This is a genomic window from Paenibacillus sp. T2-29 (assembly GCF_052921365.1).
On record NZ_JBREVE010000003.1, the window covers coordinates 242,027 to 264,075 of the forward strand.

Below are 22,049 nucleotides of genomic sequence, written 5' to 3' on the forward strand. Positions count from 1 at the left end.
GATTTGGATGAATGATGGAACGCAGTCACCATATGTATTGAGCAAAGGAAGGAGGAGAATAACAGTTATGGTTATGCTGCTAATGCTGGGCCTATCCGGCTGTGGGGATAACACTCCGGACCCTGTATATCCGCAGGCTCCGCCTCCTGATCACTTGTATGATCAAAGCACGGTAGACGATGAACAGCGCTGGACTATTAACAATGCTCATGACCCAGCAATTATCAAAACAGATCAGGGATATTATGTCTATTCGACGGATGTAAAGACAGGTGGAGAACTGAGGCCGGGTGTCATGGTGCGCAAATCGACCGACCTGATTCACTGGAACTGGGTTCAATATGCTTTACCCGGCATTCCAAAGGAAGCGGGGGCATGGTCATCAGCAACGAATCTGTGGGCCCCGGACGTCATAAAGATGGGTGATACCTATCGAATGTATTATTCTGCCTCTACATTTGGCAGCACACGATCAGCCATTGGGTTACAGACATCCCATTCCCCAGAAGGTCCTTGGAAGGATGAGGGACTGGTTGTTAAAACGGATGAGCATGACAAGCTGAATGCAATTGATGCTAATCCGGTATTGGATGCTGATGGAAATCCATGGATGGTGTACGGATCTTTTTTCGGCGGGATTTATATTACACCGCTTGATCCGCAGACTGGAAAGCTCAAAGAATCTGGTTATGGTAAAAATATCGCTGCCAGAGATCGGGCAACCGAGGACGGGGCTGTGGAAGGTCCGTACATTGTGTACAATCCTGTGTTCCGCAAATACTACTTGTTCGTCTCGTATGATTCTTTGTTCGAGGACTACAATGTTCGCGTAGCCCGCTCGGATTCCATCACAGGCCCGTACGTAGATATGAATGGACATGATATGGCAGATACCAGTTATTTGCCTCAATATGAGATTGGGACCAAGGTACTGGGCGGTTATCGTTTCAGTGAAGGAGAAGGCTGGGTTGCGCCAGGTCATAATTCCGTGCTGAAGGACGGAGACGATTACTATATTGTTCATCATGCGCGGGGAGAAACGGATAAGAGCTGGCCTTACTTGCATGTGCGCAAAATATTGTGGACGGCTGATGGCTGGCCTATCGTATCGCCGGAGCGGTATGCGGGCGAAAAGGAGCAGGATATACCCAAAAGATTATTATCCGGCAACTGGGAGCGCATCGTGATCAGGCAAGAAGTAGACGGTCAGGTGGAAGCTGAACCGCTTCGTCTGGAAGATGGAGGGCGGGCAACCAGTGGTTCTCTGGAAGGTCACTGGAGTTTTGATGGTAGACGTACTCTAACAATGAATTGGAGCAATGCGTCCGAAGGGTCAAAGGAGGAATTGCTATTGCTTCCTTCATGGGACTGGGAGCTTGGTCGCCATACTCTAATTTTCACGGGTATGAATGAAAATGGAATTTCCATCTGGGGAAAACGTATCAGCGATTAATCCTATGAACTACATATTACACATAGAGGAGAGAAAAACCATGAATCAAACTGTATCCTTTAATAATCCGGTCATTGAGCAACGTGCAGACCCTTGGATTTACAAGCATAGTGATGGGTACTATTATTTTACCGGATCTGTGCCAGAGTATGACCGCATTGAGGTTCGGCGGGCACGTACTATTCAAGGCTTGAATACAGCAGAGCCAGTGGCAGTGTGGCATAAATATGAAACAGGTCCGTTAAGCGCGAACATTTGGGCACCGGAAATTCATTATATTAACGACAAATGGTACATTTATTTTGCAGCAGCTCGTACCACAGAAACGAAGGAAGGTCTGTTCGACCATCGGATGTTCGTGCTGGAAAATGATTCAGCTAATCCTCTGGAAGGCGAGTGGGTGGAAAAGGGACAGATCAAAACTCGCTGGGAGACGTTTGCTCTCGATGCGACAACCTTCCAGCATAATGGCGTTTTATATTATGTATGGGCTCAGAAAGACCCGGACATCGTAGGCAACTCCAATCTGTATATTTCAGAAATGAGCAATCCGTGGACGCTGCGCGGTGAGCAGGTTATGATCTCTACACCAGAATATGACTGGGAAATCATCGGTTTTAAGGTGAATGAAGGAGCAGCGGTTCTGAAACGGAACGGCCGGATTTTTATCAGCTATTCAGCTAGTGCTACGGACCACAATTATTGCATGGGCCTACTAACGGCAGATGAGAATGCAAACTTACTTGACCCGAAATCGTGGGCAAAGTCTCCTGCGCCGGTATTCTGTACGAATGAGGAGACAGGTCAATTCGGACCTGGTCACAACAGTTTTACTGTTGCTGAGGATGGTAGTGACGTTATCGTATATCACGCCCGCAATTACAAGGAAATTACAGGTGACCCGCTGTATGATCCGAATCGTCATACACGTGTTCAGCCGTTGAACTGGAATGAAGATGGAACACCTAATTTTGGTATTCCAGTGCCAGATGGCGTTTCCGTTAATAACTAAGCAGAATATATGCTAGACGATTGACGTGTCATACAGCGACGCTATAACTTTATAAAACATCGCAGGAAAATGATTTTGCTGCGTCTAACAATAGCAATGAGATATCTTCGGCCTTAGGCTGGAAGGTATCTTTTTGCTTTTGGGAGGGAGAGACGTCTCGGAAACTATGGGAACTTTAAATCAGGTTATGTGAAGCCTAGAACATGTCAAGCGATTAATTGATACAAATGTTTAATATTTTCCACGAGATGGAAGCTACAAATGTATGGTAAAGTGTAGGGTATACAAGATATTTTCCAAAGTCTCCTGTGCATACCGAATCCGAATCACACGAGGTGAGAAAAATGTTACAATCGTTAAAAGCCATTGCTAATTACAGGAAAGAAAGTGATCTGGCTTGGGATACACCGACTTGGCTAAAGCTGCTTGTTTCGGCTGAGGAGCGTATTGTAAATTTGGAGCGCATTCGATCCATAGGTGAGTTAAAGGATGCCAATCCTGTACTGGATTATGTGGAGCGCACGTTGCTTATTTTGGACGGACTTCCATTGTCATTCTGGGTTAAAGAGCTACTGGAGGATGTATTGGTATGGTCTGAGACAGCCAAAGGAGGCACAGTCCGCGAACGGCTACGCTGGCAGCATGAGGGCATTAATTTATTTGTACATAATATTGGCTCCTCCCAACTGTATGTCAGACAGGCTCAAGCAGAGTCCCCTGCCTACCCGCGCAACAGCATGACTCGAATTTTGATTGAGACGCATGGATTGATCGGACAGTATATACGGGGAGAAATACCCTTTGCAGAAAATCGACTGCTGCTCGAAATCACTCGTAAGGGCTGGCTGAGCTCGGAGGAATTGGAGCTTGTGTTACGAGCACTGAACGAATGCATTATCGCCGGTGTAGATCCTGCATTATGGGAACAAGTACGCGGTGAAGTGGAGCAGCTAATCGGCTGGATTGCCTGGGATAACGCACCTGTAGTCTGGAGTGTAAAGGAACGACTGGAGAGATTGCGGTCGGTTTCGATTCATGAAGGTGAGCCGTTTGAGCAGGCTTACGCCGAGCTGGAGCGGGAGCTGAATGTAGAGAAGGCGCTGGCTCCGCTGGAGAATCGTACACTTTGGTATGTAGAATCAGCTTTGCAGGATTTTTCACTTCAAGAACTGGTTAAGGTATTTTTACTCACATTGAGGGATGGCACAGGGCAGGAACAGCCTGCAACGGTACGGCATATCAGTTTTGAATCACTTATGAATACGATGTATTATGACTATCGTGGTGTTAAGAAAATTAACGTATACAAAAAACGAATGATAGAAAAATATTTAAGCGCACTGTCTTGGCAGGATATCACAAAAGGAAAACGGAAGCATAATCCTCATTTGAGTGTAATCGTGGAGCATAAGGAGGAGCTGCCAAGTACCGTGTTTTTTAATTTTGTATTTTCATCAGCTGCTGAAAAATTGATCGACTTTTGTATTGAGGCAGAAAAGACGCCTCTGTATGACAAAGCAGTCCTGCTGCTGTTTGATCTGTTCGGATTACGGCGCGATGCTTATGATCGCTTTCACAATGAGGAGACGTACCTTACAGATATGAACCAGACCGCAGATTTCAAAAGGGTCATTCTGGATTACGTGACTGGAACCCGTATACTGGATATCGGACCCGGCGGGGGCGTACTGCTGGACCTGATCGAGCAGGAAAGACCAGACTCCAAGCCGTTGGGTCTTGATATTTCTGTGAATGTGATTGAGGCTCTTAAACGCAAAAAGCAATTGGAGCACCGTCGTTGGGATGTCATCAAAGGTGATGCGCTTCGACTGGAAGAATTTGTGGAAACGGAGAGCATGGACACGGTTATTTTCTCTTCGATTCTTCACGAGCTGTATTCCTACATCGAACGAGATGGAAAAAGGTTCAATTCACAAACAGTGGAAGCTGCTTTGCAAAGCGCTTATCGTGTACTTGCACCCGGCGGACGCATTATCATTCGTGACGGTATTATGACCGAACCAGTAGAGCAGCGCAGACGCATTCGATTTTTGGAGCCGGACGGAATGGAATGGCTGATGCGGTATGCGCAGGATTTTGCGGGTCGCCCCATTGAAATAGAGCGTATAGGTGAGCATGAGGCTGTTTTGCCGGTAAATGATGCAATGGAATTTCTATATACCTATACATGGGGAGCGGAAGCCTATGTGCATGAAGTGCAGGAGCAGTTTGGTTATTTTACTCCGTCACAGTATGAAGAATGTATTCGTAACACACTTGGTTCACAAGCGATTATCCGGGTGAGTCGCCACTATTTGCAGGAGGGCTATGCCGAAGCGCTGTCCAGTCGTGTTGAGTTCATGGATGAGCAGGGACAGCCGGTACCTTTGCCGGACAGTACCTGTCTGATCGTGATTGAGAAGCCAAATCCTAGGGATGAAGCAACTGAATGATTTTTAATTTGAACAAGAGAATGCCTTCTGAGGTGTGCCAAACGCACTGGGAAGGCATTTTTTTGAAAAACGAATGGAGGTGCGTTCATGTCCAAGCAGGTAGTGATATCCGAATATAATCCGCAGTGGGTAGCAGAGTATACACGAGAACGAGCAAAAATGATAGAGGCCCTCGGAGACGTATGTGTCGGCGTAGAGCATATTGGCAGTACATCCGTTCCTGGTTTGGGAGCCAAGGCTATTATCGACATTATGGTTGGAGTAGAAGATTTGGCGATTATTCAATCCGAACAGCGAGAGCGTTTACTAGGTATTGAATATGAATATGTACATAAGCCTGATTTTCCAGAGCGAGCTTTCTTTCGCCGTGGAGAATGGGGAGCTGGGACCCATCATTTGCATATTTACAAGTATAAAGGAGAACATTGGGAAAACCATTTATTGTTCAGAGATTACTTGAAAGCGCATCCTGAGAGCCTGCGAGCGTATGAGACTTTAAAAAAAGATTTGGCGCATCAATTCAAACATGACCGCGCAGCGTATACCGAAGCCAAGGGACCTTTCATTCGGCAGATCGTTGAGCAAGCGAAGCTTGAAAGACAAAAGCAGAGACAAATGGAATTTTAGTACGCATGGACAAGGTGGAGGTATGATGAAGAATATGATGCTTGATGCACAGGTAACGCCGAATGGTTTAAAAGAGAGAATGATGCTGCTGTCAGCGCTGGATATTATATTGTCTCCAGAAGATTGGTTACGCACGTATCGTATGCAGTCTGAATGGTCTGGTGATGTGTGTCTGGGTGAGGTGAACAACGGCGCTGGAGATACGATTCATATGCTATGGACACGTGGAGGTGTGTTGTTGAAGGGTTTTGACCACGAATCCCCTGTAAGTCCTCATGCAAGAGACGAATATGAGGTCTGGCCGGGCATGTACGACGGTGTGCCTGATGATATGATGGAGCTTTTGGAAGATGAAGCGCTAGAGAAAGAGGACGTTACCTTTTGTATGTGGAGGGAAGCGGGAGATAAGGAGTGGCGTATGGGCAACACGAACTTTCCTGAGGGATATGACGATGGCTCATCCTTTTTGCTGGGGAAAATTTTAGTTACACCGGAGGAATATCAGGATTGGGCTGAAAGTTACTATGAGCTGCCGATTTCTCTAGGGGTGGTAAGCCAGATTTTCAACGGCGTTCCGATCACTGCCCAGATGATCTCTGCGCTTCATCCACAGCGTAACGTTACGGAAGTGGTAAAGGAGCTAAAACAGCTTGGCATTCAGGTGCATGAAAGCTAAGAATGCAGATTTGTTTATCTTGACAAGTTTTGTATATAATACAGGAGAAATGGCTGGGTTAATCACCTCGAATTAAAGGAGCTGTGTTGAAGATGTCCAAACGTTTGATTCCTTACATCACGCTGGATGGAAATGCACGAGAAGCAATCGAATTTTATGAAGAGGCATTGGATGCCCAACTGCTTTTTATTCAAACCTTTGGGGAAATGCCGGAAAATCCCGATTTTCCCATTCCCGCAGAGGTCAAGGAACGTGTGGGACATGCTACCCTTAAAGTAGGTGAGACAGAGCTCATGTTTTCTGATACCTTTCCCGGCTCACCGTTTAGCAGCGGGAATCAAGTGAGTATCTGTATTACAACCGATAGTGTGGAGCAAGCTAAAAAAATGTTTGATGCTTTACAGCAAGGAGGACAGGTGGGAATGCCTTTGCAGGAAACCCATTTTAGTCCAGCTTATGGGAATGTAACAGACAAGTTTGGTGTCACCTTTCAAATGTTCACAGAAGCTCGATCGTAGTAAATAGAAAACGGCCCGATCCGCTACTATAGCGATCTGGCCGTTTTTTTGCGCGCATGTCCTTCGTCTGAAAAATAAATATACATACATAAAGGTATGGGGAGTGTTTGGATCTCTTTTTTTATGTATCGCTCAATTCCTAAAATAATCATTTTGTTATTGTTGAAATGGAAATAAAAATATATTATATTAAATTGTTAATGCACCAACGGGTGGGGGGACAGTCCATGAACAAAGAAGAACAGGTCATAATGGGTTTCAGGGACTTGTATAACAAGATGGTTTGGCTTAATAAGGATAAGATGGAGGACAGTCTTAAGGGTCATAAGCCTTCTGAAGTACATTGCATGGAATACATTGAAAAAAATGTACATTCCAACGTGACAACACTTGCAGAGTCCCTTTATATGACTAGCGGTGCCATAAGTAAAATAACTAAAAAGCTCATAAAAAAAGGCCTTATCGAAAGCTACCAGAAGCCGGATAACAAAAAAGAAATCTATTTTAGGCTTACTGAGCAAGGGAAAGTAATCTATAAAATCCATGAGGAACTGCACAAAGAGTTTCAAGAGCGGGATAAAGCCGTATTTGAGCAGGTAACTGATGAGCAATTTGACAGTATGCTTAGCTTCATAGATAAGTATAGCAGGCATTTGGATGCAGAAATAAAGAAAAAGGGTAACGATATTAAGTCGAAATAAAATTTGAATAATGAAAATCAAACCATAGGCAGCCGGGCTCTATTGAGAACGGACTGCTTTTTTTTATTTCCTGGGAAGGAAAAGTATGATACGATAATTTTGTTTCCTGGGAAGAAAAATCGCGACTTTTGAGGGGAGAATTGGAGTGTTCAAATTTAGATCACATAATGAACAGACCACAGAACAAACCGTAGATAAACACGCTTTAATATTCGGCCTTATCTCTGTGTTTCTTTGCGGAATAGGCTTCAGTATCATAACACCTGTCGTCCCATTCTTAGTGCAGCCTTATACAAGCAGTCCGGAAGAACAAGCCATAGTTGTTACGCTACTGACCTCTGTTTATGCATTTTGCGTGTTTTTTGCGGCTCCCGTACTTGGAGCTTTGAGCGACAAATATGGTCGTCGTCCATTGCTCTTAATATGCCTTTTGGTTCCGTAATCGGGTACTTAGTTTTTGGTATAGGAGGAGCTGTATGGGTACTATTTGCTGGACGCATCATGGAAGGTATAACAGGTGGGAGCATAAGCACGATCTTCGCATATTTTGCAGACATCATTCCTCCAGAACAGAGAACTAAATACTTTGGATGGGTGAGTGCGGTTGTAGGTGTCGGCACGGTCATTGGCCCAACCCTAGGAGGATTACTTGCCAAGTTTGGTTATTCTGTACCCATGTATTTTGGAGCAATAATCACTTTATTGAATGTTGTTTATGGATTCTTTTTTATGCCGGAGAGCCTTGACAAGAAACATAGACTGAAAGAGATCACCTTTGTAAAACTGAATCCATATACACAGCTTGCAAACGTACTTTCCATGAAAAACTTGAAAAGGCTACTTTTCTCAGCGTTCTTACTCTGGATACCCAACGGATCTTTACAGGCAGTTTTTTCACAATTTACAATGGATACCTTCGGTTGGAAGCCTGTATTAATCGGACTTATGTTTTCGATTATGGGATTCCAAGATATCATTTCACAAGGTTTCATCATGCCAAAGCTCTTGATAAAACTTAGTGATAAACAGATAGCAATTCTGGGAATGGTCTCGGAGATTATAGGCTATGGTCTTATTACGCTATCTGCTTTGTTCTCATTCTATCCACTTATTATCGCTGGAATGTTTATATTTGGTTTTGGCGATTCGATCTTTGGACCTTCATTTAATGGGATGCTCTCCAAGTCTGTCAATTCTAGTGAACAAGGAAGGATTCAAGGAGGTAGTCAATCTATTCAGGCTTTAGCAAGAATGATTGGACCTATCATTGGAGGTCAAATCTATGTATCATTTGGTCATGCCGCACCCGCTTTTATGGGTATGATTCTTATAGCGGTGGCCATACCAGTTTTATATAAGAGAACGCATGCGAATATGTAAACTACCGCTCGAAGCTTTCCGTAACCACCTGCATAGCAGGTAGTTTTAAGAAAATAATAGGGTTTCAGAACTTAGGAATAAGTTCTGAAACCCTATTTGTTTACAGTCTGAGCCATCCGCATGTGGATGGCTCTTTATAGTATCGCCTTTGCTAAATTCATTTTACGTATGTGTACTTATACGCCAAAGTTAAAATCATCATCTGTTAGCGGCTCTACATTCATCGCCCGCACATAGCCGTTTCCTTTTTTAGAAAAGAAATCGTGCTGCTTGGTGTGGGTGCTGATGCCGTTGAATACAATGGGATTGACTTCTTCTTCTTCAAAAAGTGGATCAAAGCCCAGGTTCATCATGGCCTTGTTGGCGTTGTAGCGCAAGAAGACTTTAACATCGTCTACAAGTCCAATAGGGGCATAAATTTGCTCGGTATACTGTTCTTCGTTATTGTGCAAGTAGCGCAGCAAGCCTACCAGCGTCTGGTAGAGATCGCGTTGTTCTTCCTCGTCCAGTTCCGCATAAATCTCCTGTGCCAGTACACCTACGTAGACACCGTGTATACTTTCGTCCCGCAGGATCAGATCGATAATTTCCCCGCTGCATGTCAGCTTGCCCTGACCCGCCAGATAGAGAGGGTAGAAGAAGCCGCTATAAAACAAATAGCTTTCTAATAGCACCGACGCTGCCATCGCGAGATACAGGTCTTTCGGTGTATGAATGTTCATATAATACTGACGAATGGTTTCTGCTTTCGTTTGGAGATGCGGATTTTCTTCCACCCAACGGAATACACCGTCAATTTCTTCCGTGGAAGCCAGGGTTGTAAAGATGCTACTGTACGACTTGGCATGAATTTGCTCCATCATCGCCATAAAGCTTAATACCGCTTTGCGTTGCAGTCCGTCCACATGCTCCATAATTTGCGGCATTCCCACGCCGCCTTGAATGGTGTCCAGCAGGGTCAAGCCACCCAGCACCTTCATGTAGGCTTCTTTTTCAATATCACTAAGGGTTACCCAGGACATTTTATCGTCAGACAGCGGAATTTCATCATCCGTCCAAAATTGCATAATATTCTGGTTCCAGAACATCAGTGTGAAATCATCGTCCGAGCGGTTCCAGTTTACAGCTTGTATACCTGTCATTGTTAGCATTCTCCCTTCAGCTTGCGAGATTCCCTGGAAACACACATTGAGAGGTTACCGGAGAGTCATCGTATGCTTGACATACGGAAGCTGTATCCGCGAGGGTCTTGTTCAATCCTGTAAAGGTCTGAACCACGCGCTGGATACAGCTTCTAATGCCAAGCATTCATATCTATTCAAAATCTCATTTTATTCTATAGCTTGTTACCATGTATGCATTAGATGGAGCAAGTGAGGCACTCTTCCACAGACAGTTTTTTGGTACGTGTGTAGTATAACGATTTAAGTCCTTTATGTGCGGCGTACAGATAGCAACGTGCTAACTGACGCGTAGTCACATCACTGTTCACATGAAGCACAGTCGAAATTCCTTGGTCCACGTGAGGCTGGATTTCAGCAATCAGATCAAGCACTTTGAATTGATCCATTTGATAAGCGGATTTGTAAAAGAATACATTATCCTTTTGCAAATACGGCATCGGATAGTAAGTTGTCGAATTCGCATAGGTACGAGTTTCAATCTGTTCGACAATCGGCATAACGCTGGACGTTGCATTTTGAATATACGAAATGCTGGCAGTGGGAGCAATCGCCATACGATAGGCGTGATACAGACCGTTCTTCATGACGTCTGCTTTAAGTGTGTCCCAGTCTGCTTGAGTCGGAATATAAATATCCTTGAACAGTTCTTGCACACGTGCCGTTGTCGGACGATAATCTGTGTTCAGATATCGGTCAAAATATACACCTGTCGCATAATCCGATTCCTCAAATCCATAAAAGCTTTGTCCGGCTGCTTTTGCGATTTCCATACTCTTTTCGATGGAATGATAGTTCATCGTCATGAAGAAGGTACGGACAAAATCCTTCGCTTCATTGCTTTCATATGCAATCTTGTTCTTGGCAAGGTAGCCGTGCAGATTCATGACACCCAGACCAACGGAATGCATTTCACGGTTCGCTTTCGCAACACCTGGTGCATTAGCCACTTGGGTCATATCGCTGACCGAAGTGAGAGCAATCATACCCTCGTGAACGGACTCGCGGATTTTGCCGTGCTCCATCACATTTACAATGTTCAGGGAAGCCAGGTTACAGCTTACATCCCGGCGAATAATATCCTGTTGTCCATAATCGGCAATCTCAGAAGTTTCCTGTAGCTGGAAGATTTCCGTGCACAGGTTTGACATTTTGATTTGGCCCACGTTTTTAAGAGCATGCGCCTGATTTGCGTTACTCTTATTCATAATATATGGATAGCCAGACTCCAACTGAATCATGGCAATTTTCGTCAGCATATCACGTGCGCTCATCGCTACTTTTTTCTTTACTCGATCGTCGGCGAGCAGTGTGTCGTACATTTCATCCAGATCCATGTCGTCCAAATGCGTTCCATAAGCCTTGAACACACTATAAGGTGCAAATACATGCAGAGGTTCATTATCTTGAGCCAGCTTGTAGAAGCGGTTTGGCACCAGCAATCCGATCGAAAGTGTCTTGAGACGTACTCTTTCATCAGCATTGATTTTTTTACTATCTAGGAACTCCAGCACGTCCCATCCGAATATGTTGTAATAGGCAGCGCCAGAGCCTTTACGTTGCCCCATTTGATCCGCGTAGGAGAAACCATCTTCCATCAGCTTCAGCACAGGCATAATGCCTTTTGCTGCGCCTTCTACACCTTTAATCGCCTCACCGCGTGACCGCAGCTTCGACAGGTTAACCGCCACACCGCCGCCAATTTTGGACAATTGCATGCAAGTGTTCAGTACATAGTTGATTGAGTTCAAAGAGTCGTCCATTTCGAGCAAGAAACAGGATACCAATTCCCCACGACGGCTTTTGCCAGCGTTCAGGAAAGTTGGTGTAGCTGGCTGGAGACGTTGCTCCATCATCGAGCGGGACAACAGGCGGGCCGTATCGGCGTTGCCGCGTCCCAAATGCAGGGCGACAGCAGCCACCCGGTCAGGGTAGTGTTCCAGGTAGACTTTACGGTCATTACTCTTCATTGCATAATCGGTATAAAACTTGGATGCTGCCATATAGGAAGGAAATTTAAAATTATAGCTATGAGTGATATGGAAAATATCATTAATTTCATCAGCCGTGTAGCTGTTATAGAAATTTTCGTAATAATCATTCTCAATCATATACAGCACTTGAGCAGCTGTGTCAGCAAACTTCAAACTCCGTTCTTGAACTTCCTTCATAAATTCTGCTACAGCCTCTTGGTCCTTTTCCAATTGGAAAAAGCCGTCTGTATCGCGTTTCATCAACATGTTGTTCAATTCAATATGCCGCAACTCGGCTCACCTCCTGTTTAAAACGCTCTACATCTCCGAACGTTCCAGATAATTCAAATTTGCTAATCACGGGGACATTATAATGGTCGGCAATCAAATCCGCACTTTTGGCAAATTTATCACCCCAGTTACGGTTGCCGCTTGCAGCTACACCAACAAGGTTTTGTGCATTTTTTTTCAAAAATGAAGATACCCTCTCAGGTATCTGTCCAAACCCGGTTGTATATGTAATGAGTACGTAAGGTTCTTCTATAGTCATTTGTTCCTCAATCTGAACAGCCGGAAGCTTGAGCTTGTTTATAAATCTTTTTACATTGCCGGTCTTGGAATCATAAGCAATCAGCATGGTGTGCAACCTCCTTAACAATTAACGAAAAAAAGAAAACGGCATTGCCAAGAGACCCATTATAGCTGTAATCCCTTGCTGGCTGCGCCATTTAAGATTTTTGACTCTATATTTACATGTATTTTCATACCTTTATCTTCAAGATATCGGGCATAAATACGTTTTTTACACTATATTTAGAGTACATTCTCTATTTTATATCTATATATAGTTTTGTCAATCGGTCTAGAGAGGCTCAGATGACCTAGATCCGGTGTAAGTCCAAGCAGGGTGCGGAAAAGAGCGAAAGAACTTTTTTTTCGTAAGTATGTTAAAAAAGTATTGGAGTTTTTGAGGCTGGAGATGTACGATTTGTCAATGGGCAATAGAATGTAAAATTTACATTTTACTGTAGAAAGGATGAAGTGGCTGGAAAGTGGTTTTATGGAGGGGGTGAACGTAAGGAGCTGAAGGTAAAGGGTTCGGATTTCGGAATGATTGTAATCGGGGATCGCGGGGAGGTTCATTATAAAGGTACACGTTTTCTGGAGTTTGTGAGATTAATGGGAGCGTAAAGGGATGGCGAGGTGTTAGAGTATTACCAGAACAAATACATATAGGGAGGAAGCTGACGATGCCACATATCATTGGAGCACAAATTGTTTTAAGAGAGTACCGTCAGGAGGATATACCTGATATCCGAAGATGGGTCAATGACCCGGAAATCACACATGGTTTAAGCGACGTATTTATCTATCCGCATTCACTGGCTAATAGTGAATCGTTTGTACAGATGATGATTGACGGCAACTCTGAGATCAAGGGCTTTATCATTGCTCATAAAGACACATTGGACTATATTGGACAACTCGATTTATTCAAAATTAACTGGGTGAATCGGCATGCCACCCTTGGGATTGTAATCGGGCGTGACGGTGACCTGGGCAAGGGCTATGGGCGGGAAGCAATCCGGCTGATACAAAAATTTGCGTTTCATTCGCTGAACCTGCATCGGCTGGAACTGGAGGTGTATGCGTTCAATGAACGTGCATATCGTTGCTATCTGGCATGTGGCTTCAAGGAGGAAGGGCGGCTACGGGAAAAGCTATTCAGGGAAGGACAGTACTATGACATTATTCAGATGGGAATGTTGCGAAGTGAGTATGAGGCTGTAGAGAAAACAAAGGAATCCTGAAAGTGAGGCCACATAAGCTATTTTACTCCGTCAGCTTTCTGCAATTTTTTATGAGTGAAATCACGGGAACTACGCTTATTCTATTTCTATTAGCTAAAGGACTTTCTCTGCAAAGTGCGAATTTCTTGCTGGTTGTATTCTTTGTAAGTATTTTTCTGTTTGAAATACCAACAGGGGCTATTGCAGACAAGTATGGAAGGAAAATTTCTGTTGTTCTGGGGCTTTGTTGTTTTCTAGTCTACAGTGTGTTGTTCGTTTGGGTAGATCACATGTGGCTGCTTGTGTTCGCACAAGTCTTTGGGGGTCTGGCAATATGCTTGCAATCAGGCTCGTTGGAATCCTGGGTTGTGGAAAACAGCGATAAGCCGATGGAAGTTCTTTTTACAACCTCTAACAGTATACAGTACATTTCGGGATTTATTTGCGGTCTGTTGGGGGCCTTCCTCGCAGCTTTTAACTATTCACTTCCCTGGGCAGCCAGCATTGTATCTATTATCCTATGTATATTTCTATGCTGCTTTTATATGGATGAGAAGAATATTATCCATCGAAAAGCATCAACTACTCACATTAAAACGATTATCGGGGAAAGTGTCCGTATCGGTTTTGAAAATAAGTCGATCTGGATTGTGTTTATCATTGGTTTATTTATCAGCTTTTCAAACTCGGCGGGGAATACATTTCAACAGCCACGTCTGGTCGGTCTTTCTGAACAAGGGATTTGGATTATGGGATTGATCAAGGCAGGTTATTCACTATGTATGACTTTGGGAAGCTATCTGGTTCGAAAGCTAGGCGCCCGTTATAGTGATGTACATATACTCATGTATGCTTGCGGGATGATTGGGATATGGCTCATTTTAGCGGGTGCTTTCAACACGTTTTATCCTGTACTGCTTACCTTTTTAATCTATGAAATTGGGCGAGGGATGTATCCGGTTGCCAAACAAATTTTTCTGAACAAAAGGATCTCTAATGAGTATCGTTCAACACTGCTATCTCTGGATTCTGCCATTTCCCAACTAGGCATGTGTATAGGTTTAATCGTGACAGGCATCGTAAGCCGTAATTTTACCAATCTTGCTTCAGATCAAACACCTATTCAGATATCGTGGATGCTGTGTGGCGGGATCGCATTGATCCCAACTTTTTGTTGCTTTATGTCCATCGGGGGTCAAGGAAAAATAGTTCTTGGAATGAAAAAGCAACAAAGCAGAATGTTTAGTGCAAAAAGGGCTAAACAGGTTCTGGCTGTCAGCCCCTATGCACCTTCATTAGCAATCAGACTCTACTTCTCCCCGTACCATAGCTTCAGACGATTTTGGATCAGGCCAGTGAAGATTTCTTCAGCCTTTGGTACACCCGCCTGATCCAGCTCTTGGAGCATGCGGTCATACACGGCATCGAATTGATCTGGCTTGGCGAGTACGGCCTCAGGAATCCGTTTGCGTACAATGTCCTGCGACTTTTGATAAATAACATTGTAATTTGTATTGGTCGGAACAGGCATGTTGTAGGCGGCTCCCCACTCTTTTACCGGAAAATCCTTTTCGTTCGGGAATAAGTCTTTCCATGTCCGGGCTTTATATGCCTGAAGGGATTCTTTTTCCGCTTGACTATAATTTTCGGTAATCATCTCCGGATAATTGGTTGTGTAATAGTTGCCAGTAGGGTCTTTAACGCTATCGCCGTAATGTGGTCCCCATATCCAATACAAACCGATACCTGACTCTCTGCTAAAAGAAGCATTATCTTTGTTTTTGCGTTCTTGCACAGCTGCAGGAATGACTCGTTTGCCATTCTCTACATTGTAATGCTGGCCTTCAATTCCCCAATTACGCAAAATTTGTCCTTCGTCCGAGGCCAGGAAGTCCAGAAACTTGATCGCTCGCACCGGGTTTTTGCATGAAGTTGTGATGCCGATCCCGGACGCAGTATCGAAACCAATGGGCTGGAGGGAATGATCCTCGTATTGCTCATTTAAAGTGACTGGAAAGTGGGAGTAGGTGTATTCATCCTTACCTGCTGCCTTGAGCGCATTTTCGGCATCCTGGTAGTTCCATTCCTGATCAATCAGTCCAATGACACGACCTGCGGCGATTTTGGATTTGTACTGATCGCTTTTTTGTACAAAAGTATCCTTATCCAACAGACCTTCATTGTACATATGGTTTAACCAACGGAAATACTCTCGCTCTTCTGGGCGTTTGTAGTGAAGAGTGGCTTTGTGTGTTTTAGGATCAATATAATATTCGCCATCGTCTGGTCCACCTGTAGCCGTAACTGCCGGGTTTGTCACAGTAATCTGCATTTTCCAGTCCTCGGCATCGAGCGATAAGGGAATGGTAGGCTGGCCATTAGTAGTAGGGTATTTGGCGACATAATCTTTAAGTGCTTTTTCAAAATCTTGAACGGTGCGAATTTTGGGGTATCCGAGCTTCTTAAGGGCTTGATGCTGGATTTCGAAGCCTGCTTGTGCATCAAACGCGATGTGATCTACGCCCAAATTGGTTGGGATGGTGTAAATGGCGGGATCTTCACTACTATATTTAATACGGTTAAAATAATCTCCATACACTTTCTTAATGTTAGGACCGTATTTATCAATCAGGTCGGTTAAGTCAATGAGTGCTCCGGCATCGACCAGCTTTCCAATGTCTCCTTTGGGGTACACGAGATCAGGGTACTCTCCGCTAGCAGCCATTAAAGCAAACTTTTCCTCGCCTCGACCGTTGACAGCATGTTCGGCATTGAGTGTAACACCCGTTTTCTTGGTTATTTCCTGCCCGACAGCGTCCTTCATGTTGTTCCAGTTGGAGCTTGAGTCACCGCCAAAGAACGTAAATGTAATGGGACTGGTGTCATTGGGGTCTTCCTTTTCTGCCGTACCGCCTTTGCCATTCGCGCAGCCCGTTGTAACAAGCAGCAGCAAAGCCAGGAGCAGGATAGAGCATTGTTGTACCGACCTGTTCGTGAACATCTGCAAATCCCCCTTAATAAGTATGATTTACACAATGTAAGTGCTTTCAATAGTAAATTGTAGGAAATAAAGAACCTTACGTCAAGTTATTTATGTTTATTTGTTATGTGTTTTGTTTTTTATTAAGCAAACATATTTAAATGAAAGGTGTGGATTTGTGCAAATCCATCGTTTGATGATCTAAAACAAAGTATGCTACGATGGTACCAGTTTATAGGCATACCTGTATATTTAGAAGACTAAGGTAGAAAAAGATTTCGAATAGGGTTGGGTGAGGAGATGCGTGGAAAAGTAACATTACAGGAAATTGCGGATGCGGCGGGCGTTTCAAAGTTTGCTGTTTCGCGTGCACTGTCAGGCAAACCCGGTGTGAGTGAAGAGACAAGGGCGCTGCTGGTTAAGCTTGCTGCCCAGATGGGCTATTTTCGCAGTCATCCCAAAATGACTGGGGTAGAGCCTCGGGACACAGATGCCAGAGAATGGTCGGGTACGGTGCTGGTGTTATTTCCGAATATTCGACACCAGAATCGGGAGTCCAAGTACTGGGGACCTGTATTTGAAGGGATTTCCGAGCGTCTGAACCGCAGGGGATTGGATATGATCACGCTAACGGAGCCTTCAACTGACGATATGTTTTCTTTACTGAATCCAGAGGCCATTAAAGGGATTATCACTGTAGGAACGATTTCAACTACGTTATTGCTGAACATTTATCGAATGGGTATTCCGGTTGTCATGGTGGATCATTGGGACTCTGCATTTTTAAGTGATGCGGTGTTCACGGATAATCGCACATGCATGAATGAATTAATGAAGGATTTGCTGTGCAGGGGCTATGCCCACTTTCAGTTTGTGGGTCATATTGATGACGCTCACAGTTTCTATGAACGTTGGGAAGCTTTTCGGTCTGCACTGGAAATGAGCGGAGTAGAATTACGGCAAAACAAAGCCCTTATTTATGGGGGAGCGCAGGCGCTTGCTGAGGAAATGGACAAGGTGCCCGAGGATGAGCTGCCAGAGGTTTTTGTTTGTGCTAATGATGTGACTGCTTCGCAAGTCGTGGAAGTGCTGAAAGGAAAGGGGATTGACGTGCCGAGGCGGTGCGGGGTGACCGGGTTTGACGATACGAATGATCAAATGCCGATTTATGCCACGGTGAGAGTGGATAAGGAACTGCTGGGGATGCGGGCGGTAGACCAATTATTATGGCGCATCATGAACCCAAACTCACCTGTGGAAAAAAAATTGCTACACGCTGATTTACTCGTACGGGAAGTTCACGCGCCACGGCTCAGCCAGGAAAATGATGATCGTGATCGTCCCTTTAGCACAATCAAATATAGTTGATGTCCGGATATGTGGGATGAATTCGATCCACAGTGAAGACGAGGGAAGTCGCTTTTAGCCTGTTTAGGGGTAGAGGGCGACTTTTATTTTGTGTTTTACCGATTGTTCCAAAAAAACAATTGACTGATTTGTTAGCTTGGTGTTATTTTTGTTATGTTAATGAGTGATCCAGATGTTCCCAATCATCCTTATAGGAGGCTTGCGACGATGATTAATGTGATAGGGTTGGATGGCTGGAGGTTTAGGGTTGCACATAGTGATGAGTGGCTCAGTGCGAAAGTGCCGGGTTGTGTGCATACCGATCTTTTGCGACATGGCAAAATTCCTGATCCTTTTATCGGTATGAACGAGATGGAGGTACAGTGGATTGATAAGCAGGATTGGATATATGAAGCCTATTTTGAGATAGATGCAAATCAGCTTCAATGTCAATGTGTAGAGCTGGTGCTGGAAGGTCTGGACACATATGCAGATGTAAGAGTGAATGGTCAAACTGTCTTATCGGCCAATAATATGTTTCGGGTATGGAGACAGGATATGAAGGCATTTGTTCAGCAAGGGAAAAATCGGCTTGAAATCCATTTTCGCTCTCCGATTGCGGAAGATGTGCCTAAGCTGGAAAGGTTGGGCTATGGACTCCCCGCACCGAATGATCAGTCCGAGATAGGTGGCTTGTCCGATAAAAAAGTAAGCGTTTTCGCTCGTAAGGCTCCCTATCACTATGGTTGGGATTGGGGACCGAGGCTGGTGACGAGCGGGATCTGGAGAGAGGTCCGAATTGAAGCTTGGTCTGGTTTGGTCATAAGAGACTTGTTTATTCGACAGGACAAAGTGAGTACCGAGAGGGCTGAACTCACAGCAATGGTAGAGATTGAAAGTGCAGATGAGATTAGAGATGCCGAGTTGTGTATTTCTGCTGATGGCAGGGTGTGGTCCAAGCCGGTTCGTCTTCTGAAGGGAAAGCAAACAGTAGAGCTGGAGCTGGATATGAAGGATCCGAAGCTGTGGTGGTGTCGTGGGCTGGGGGAGCCGCATCAGTATACGTTTGTAGCCGAATTGAAGGAGCAAGCACAGGAAGCAGTAATTGCGGAAAAATCAGTGAAAACGGGACTTCGTTCGATCCGTCTTATACGTGAGCGGGATACGGCAGGGGAGAGCTTCTATTTTGAGCTGAATGGAATCCCCGTATTCGCAAAGGGAGCGAACCATATTCCGAATGACAGCTTTGCTGCCGAAGTTACGTTGGAACGATACCGGCATGAAATTGCCAGTGCGGCTGCCTCACATATGAATATGTTGCGGGTGTGGGGTGGCGGTATTTATGAAGAAGACGTATTTTATGACCTTTGTGATGAATACGGCTTGCTCGTGTGGCAAGATTTTATGTTCGCATGCAGCATGTATCCGGGGGATCAGGCTTTTTTGGATAATGTAGCGCAGGAAGCCGAAGATAACATCAAGCGTTTGCGCCATCATCCTTGCATTGCGTTATGGTGCGGCAATAATGAGATTGATTCCGCATGGGCGCATTATGAAGAGAATGCAGGCTGGGGCTGGAAAAAGGCCTACACGCCTGAGCAACGGGAGCGTCTATGGGAAGATTATGAAACGCTTTTCCACCGGATTTTACCGGAGGCGGTAAATGCCTGGACTCCGCAGACGGCATATTGGCCCTCCTCACCGCTAATTGACCTGACCGGAGATCGAAACCAGCATGCTCATCCGTCCTCCACAGCGGGAGACATCCATTATTGGGGAGTATGGCATGCGTCTGAGCCGTTTGAAAATTATCACGTACATGTGGGCCGTTTTATGAGTGAGTATGGTTTTCAGTCCTTTCCTGAATACAAGTCTGTTCGCGCTTATGCGGAAGAGAAGGATTTGGAACTGGAATCTGAGGTGATGCTGGCACATCAGAAGAACGGCTCGGGCAATCGCCTGATTCAAGAATACATGGGACGGTACATGCGGCAACCCAAGGATTTTCCATGTTTTCTGCTCATGAGCCAGGTTTTACAGGCAGAGGCGATGAAAATGGCCATTGAGGCCCATCGTCGTCACAAGCCCTATTGCATGGGGACATTATACTGGCAGATGAATGACTGCTGGCCCGTTGCTTCCTGGTCAAGTATGGACTATTTTGGTCGTTGGAAGGCGCTTCAATATACGGCTAAACGCAGCTTTGCCGATGTGCTGTTGAGTGCAGTAGATACGGAACAGGGGAGTAAAGAGCTGCATCTGGTTAACGATACGCTAGAGCCGATAGCGGGTACGCTGCAGCTGACACTTTTGCATATCCGTGGCAGTCAGGCTATTCGTGAAGAGAACATTAAGGTAGAACAGCAAGCAGGCGGCGCAGGGATCGTACATATACTGCCTACTGACAAATGGCTGAATGGCCTGGATCGTACGGAGCATATGCTGGTCGCACGTCTGATACAAAACGGTGAACAGGTGGCCGCCAGCGAAATTTATTTTGCAGGTACGAAAGAGATGGATTTACCGCAGGCGAAAATTGAAGTGACGGAGATACCGGGAAGTGGAGGCAGTAGGTTCACGCTTTGTTCGGATGTACTTGCCAGACATGTGTGGCTGACCGCAGAGCAGGAGGGGATTTTCAGTGACAACCATCTGGATCTGGCTCCCGGTGTTCCTAAAACCGTGGAATTTCTGGCCTTGCGTAACGGTGCCTCCGCATTTGAGGTAGCAGCGCCAGGTGCATTGACGGTACAATCATTGGTCAATTGGATACAAGGTTAGAGGACAGTTAAAGCTCATCCGCCTTGAAGTAGATGATGGACAATGAAGTTCCTCTTCATCCGGCCGGCTGAGAGCATGTAGAGAAATCCGTGAGTAGTGTTTGAGCAGGGGGAGCTGAATTACAGCATTACCCGGGAAATGCTGCCTAAGATTGAGCCTATTGGAGGGCTCCTTTTGATCAGAAGATCCGCATTCGTATATCGCTTTACCTGTGAAATGAAGTCTGAAATACAGTAAGCATCTGTCTCCCAGGGACATGAGGTCAACCCCGGGAGAATAGATGCTTTTTTATCTTCATTTTATGCAGAGTGGAGCGCTTCCATTGAGCTTGAAGCCATTGTGGTGTACACTGTCCAGAATAGGTGTAAATTGGAACGTCAAGAAGGATGGACGGTTACAAGGAGGGAAAGAAACATATGTATGACCGTTTAAGATCGTTAAATTATCCAGTTAAACTTTATATTTTTATTGCACTGGCCTTATGCTCCGTAATTAGTACATTGTGGATCATTAACGTGCGACTGCCCTCAGGGGGCCGCCCTTATCTTTTTATTTGGTGGAATATGATGCTAGCCTGGATTCCTATGCTGTTGACGCTTTTGCTAGATGTCATTCATTGCTCGTGGAGAAGGGGAACAAGGACATTTTTGCTCTGGGTCATAGGGGCAGGTTGGCTTTTCTTTTATCCCAATACGCCTTATTTGATCACAGATTTGCTGCATGTATTTGCCAGGTATCCATTTCTCGGAGAGCAGCGTTTCTGGGGCAATCCGTACTTTTGGAATCATGCATTAGGGATGCTGCTGGTAGCTGTGCTTGGTCTCACCATGGGGGTTGTATCGCTTGAATCTGTACGACAGTTGGTGCAACGTGCACGGGGCGGGCTTGTCAGCTGGTTGTTTATGCTGGCGGTACTCCTGCTAAGTAGCCTAGGTATTTATATTGGCCGTTTCTTTCGAGGAAACACATGGGATATTGTGTCTGCACCGTCCCAGTTGTACACACAAGTATCCTCCATATGGGCGGATTCCTTGCAACGCACTCATTTTGTGGAGTTTAGCGGGATGGTCTTCGTTATTTTGCTCGTTAGCTATATATCCATGATGTGTGTGGCCTGGATGGGGAATAGCCGCCGGGACGAATGGCATCGCTGGTGATTACGATGGGGCTGAGTGGC

At 45.0% G+C, this 22,049-nt stretch carries 17 protein-coding genes and 1 pseudogene; 14 read left to right on the forward strand and 4 right to left on the reverse strand.

Annotated features, from left to right (window positions below):
- The first annotated feature begins 67 nt into the window (after nt 1-67).
- The 8 genes and pseudogenes from ACU1JV_RS10740 to ACU1JV_RS10775 all read left to right on the forward strand — a co-directional run bounded on the left by ACU1JV_RS10740 (nt 68) and on the right by ACU1JV_RS10775 (nt 8,820).
- Complete coding sequence (locus tag ACU1JV_RS10740) at nt 68-1,453, forward strand: arabinan endo-1,5-alpha-L-arabinosidase (RefSeq protein WP_413985931.1); 1,386 nt, start codon at nt 68-70, stop codon at nt 1,451-1,453.
- Nucleotides 1,454-1,493: 40 nt separating this feature from the next.
- Nucleotides 1,494-2,465: a glycoside hydrolase family 43 protein gene (locus ACU1JV_RS10745; protein ID WP_058829425.1), complete on the forward strand. Its 972-nt coding sequence runs from the start codon at nt 1,494-1,496 to the stop codon at nt 2,463-2,465.
- 344 nt (nt 2,466-2,809) lie between these two features.
- Nucleotides 2,810-4,918, forward strand: a complete 2,109-nt coding sequence (locus ACU1JV_RS10750; RefSeq protein WP_025676900.1) for a class I SAM-dependent methyltransferase — start codon at nt 2,810-2,812, stop codon at nt 4,916-4,918.
- An 87-nt stretch (nt 4,919-5,005) separates the two neighbouring features.
- Complete coding sequence (locus ACU1JV_RS10755; protein ID WP_165080125.1) at nt 5,006-5,545, forward strand: GrpB family protein; 540 nt, start codon at nt 5,006-5,008, stop codon at nt 5,543-5,545.
- A gap of 22 nt (nt 5,546-5,567) precedes the next feature.
- Complete coding sequence (locus ACU1JV_RS10760) at nt 5,568-6,221, forward strand: hypothetical protein (protein WP_413985932.1); 654 nt, start codon at nt 5,568-5,570, stop codon at nt 6,219-6,221.
- 92 nt (nt 6,222-6,313) lie between these two features.
- Entirely contained in the window at nt 6,314-6,739 is a 426-nt protein-coding gene (locus ACU1JV_RS10765) for a VOC family protein (protein WP_013370555.1), read from the forward strand.
- A 227-nt stretch (nt 6,740-6,966) separates the two neighbouring features.
- Entirely contained in the window at nt 6,967-7,440 is a 474-nt protein-coding gene (locus ACU1JV_RS10770) for a MarR family transcriptional regulator (RefSeq protein ID WP_040101624.1), read from the forward strand.
- A gap of 145 nt (nt 7,441-7,585) precedes the next feature.
- A pseudogene (locus ACU1JV_RS10775) lies at nt 7,586-8,820 on the forward strand (MFS transporter).
- A gap of 176 nt (nt 8,821-8,996) precedes the next feature.
- On the opposite strand, the gene nrdF reads toward ACU1JV_RS10775, so the two are convergent.
- The 3 genes from nrdF to nrdI form a co-directional block, all read right to left on the reverse strand.
- Nucleotides 8,997-9,962, reverse strand: coding sequence for a class 1b ribonucleoside-diphosphate reductase subunit beta (nrdF, locus tag ACU1JV_RS10780; protein WP_013370558.1), 966 nt, complete (start codon nt 9,960-9,962; stop codon nt 8,997-8,999).
- 218 nt (nt 9,963-10,180) lie between these two features.
- A complete protein-coding gene (gene nrdE / locus ACU1JV_RS10785; protein WP_192443059.1) occupies nt 10,181-12,265 on the reverse strand; it encodes a class 1b ribonucleoside-diphosphate reductase subunit alpha in 2,085 nt (694 codons plus the stop codon).
- Nucleotides 12,252-12,611 carry a class Ib ribonucleoside-diphosphate reductase assembly flavoprotein NrdI gene (gene nrdI, locus ACU1JV_RS10790; protein ID WP_013370560.1) on the reverse strand — a complete coding sequence of 120 codons (360 nt, stop codon included), beginning with the start codon at nt 12,609-12,611 and terminating at the stop codon, nt 12,252-12,254. Before nrdI ends, nrdE begins: the two co-directional genes overlap by 14 nt.
- A 404-nt stretch (nt 12,612-13,015) precedes the next feature.
- Here nrdI and ACU1JV_RS10795 point away from each other — a divergent pair, with 404 nt between their 5' ends.
- The 3 genes from ACU1JV_RS10795 to ACU1JV_RS10805 are packed head-to-tail and all read left to right on the forward strand — an operon-like array spanning nt 13,016 to nt 15,155.
- Nucleotides 13,016-13,165, forward strand: a complete 150-nt coding sequence (locus ACU1JV_RS10795; RefSeq protein WP_413985934.1) for a DUF2500 family protein — start codon at nt 13,016-13,018, stop codon at nt 13,163-13,165.
- Between the two features lie 59 nt (nt 13,166-13,224).
- Entirely contained in the window at nt 13,225-13,785 is a 561-nt protein-coding gene (locus ACU1JV_RS10800) for a GNAT family N-acetyltransferase (protein ID WP_413985935.1), read from the forward strand.
- Nucleotides 13,786-13,787: 2 nt separating this feature from the next.
- Complete coding sequence (locus tag ACU1JV_RS10805; protein ID WP_413985936.1) at nt 13,788-15,155, forward strand: MFS transporter; 1,368 nt, start codon at nt 13,788-13,790, stop codon at nt 15,153-15,155.
- On the opposite strand, the gene ACU1JV_RS10810 is transcribed toward ACU1JV_RS10805, so the two are convergent.
- Nucleotides 15,074-16,765 carry an ABC transporter substrate-binding protein gene (locus tag ACU1JV_RS10810; RefSeq protein ID WP_013370564.1) on the reverse strand — a complete coding sequence of 564 codons (1,692 nt, stop codon included), beginning with the start codon at nt 16,763-16,765 and terminating at the stop codon, nt 15,074-15,076. The two genes, ACU1JV_RS10805 and ACU1JV_RS10810, sit on opposite strands and share 82 nt — an antisense overlap.
- A gap of 279 nt (nt 16,766-17,044) precedes the next feature.
- On the opposite strand from ACU1JV_RS10810, the gene ACU1JV_RS10815 reads away from it, so the two are divergent.
- The 3 genes from ACU1JV_RS10815 (at nt 17,045) to ACU1JV_RS10825 (ending at nt 22,029) form a co-directional block, all read left to right on the forward strand.
- Nucleotides 17,045-18,112, forward strand: a complete 1,068-nt coding sequence (locus tag ACU1JV_RS10815) for a LacI family DNA-binding transcriptional regulator (protein ID WP_058829432.1) — start codon at nt 17,045-17,047, stop codon at nt 18,110-18,112.
- A gap of 207 nt (nt 18,113-18,319) precedes the next feature.
- Nucleotides 18,320-20,872 carry a beta-mannosidase gene (locus ACU1JV_RS10820; RefSeq protein ID WP_413985937.1) on the forward strand — a complete coding sequence of 851 codons (2,553 nt, stop codon included), beginning with the start codon at nt 18,320-18,322 and terminating at the stop codon, nt 20,870-20,872.
- A gap of 416 nt (nt 20,873-21,288) precedes the next feature.
- Complete coding sequence (locus ACU1JV_RS10825; protein ID WP_025676882.1) at nt 21,289-22,029, forward strand: DUF1361 domain-containing protein; 741 nt, start codon at nt 21,289-21,291, stop codon at nt 22,027-22,029.
- The last annotated feature ends 20 nt before the right edge of the window (nt 22,030-22,049 follow it).

Coding starts and splice junctions, on each gene's coding strand:
- ACU1JV_RS10825 (WP_025676882.1), top strand. CDS start 21,289: ATGTATGACCGTTTAAGATCGTTAAATTATCCAGTTAAACTTTATATT.
- ACU1JV_RS10770 (WP_040101624.1), top strand. CDS start 6,967: ATGAACAAAGAAGAACAGGTCATAATGGGTTTCAGGGACTTGTATAAC.
- nrdI (WP_013370560.1), bottom strand. CDS start 12,611: ATGCTGATTGCTTATGATTCCAAGACCGGCAATGTAAAAAGATTTATA.
- ACU1JV_RS10815 (WP_058829432.1), top strand. CDS start 17,045: ATGCGTGGAAAAGTAACATTACAGGAAATTGCGGATGCGGCGGGCGTT.
- nrdF (WP_013370558.1), bottom strand. CDS start 9,962: ATGACAGGTATACAAGCTGTAAACTGGAACCGCTCGGACGATGATTTC.
- ACU1JV_RS10745 (WP_058829425.1), top strand. CDS start 1,494: ATGAATCAAACTGTATCCTTTAATAATCCGGTCATTGAGCAACGTGCA.
- ACU1JV_RS10750 (WP_025676900.1), top strand. CDS start 2,810: ATGTTACAATCGTTAAAAGCCATTGCTAATTACAGGAAAGAAAGTGAT.
- ACU1JV_RS10755 (WP_165080125.1), top strand. CDS start 5,006: ATGTCCAAGCAGGTAGTGATATCCGAATATAATCCGCAGTGGGTAGCA.
- ACU1JV_RS10765 (WP_013370555.1), top strand. CDS start 6,314: ATGTCCAAACGTTTGATTCCTTACATCACGCTGGATGGAAATGCACGA.
- ACU1JV_RS10810 (WP_013370564.1), bottom strand. CDS start 16,765: ATGTTCACGAACAGGTCGGTACAACAATGCTCTATCCTGCTCCTGGCT.
- ACU1JV_RS10800 (WP_413985935.1), top strand. CDS start 13,225: ATGCCACATATCATTGGAGCACAAATTGTTTTAAGAGAGTACCGTCAG.
- ACU1JV_RS10740 (WP_413985931.1), top strand. CDS start 68: ATGGTTATGCTGCTAATGCTGGGCCTATCCGGCTGTGGGGATAACACT.
- ACU1JV_RS10760 (WP_413985932.1), top strand. CDS start 5,568: ATGATGAAGAATATGATGCTTGATGCACAGGTAACGCCGAATGGTTTA.
- ACU1JV_RS10820 (WP_413985937.1), top strand. CDS start 18,320: ATGATTAATGTGATAGGGTTGGATGGCTGGAGGTTTAGGGTTGCACAT.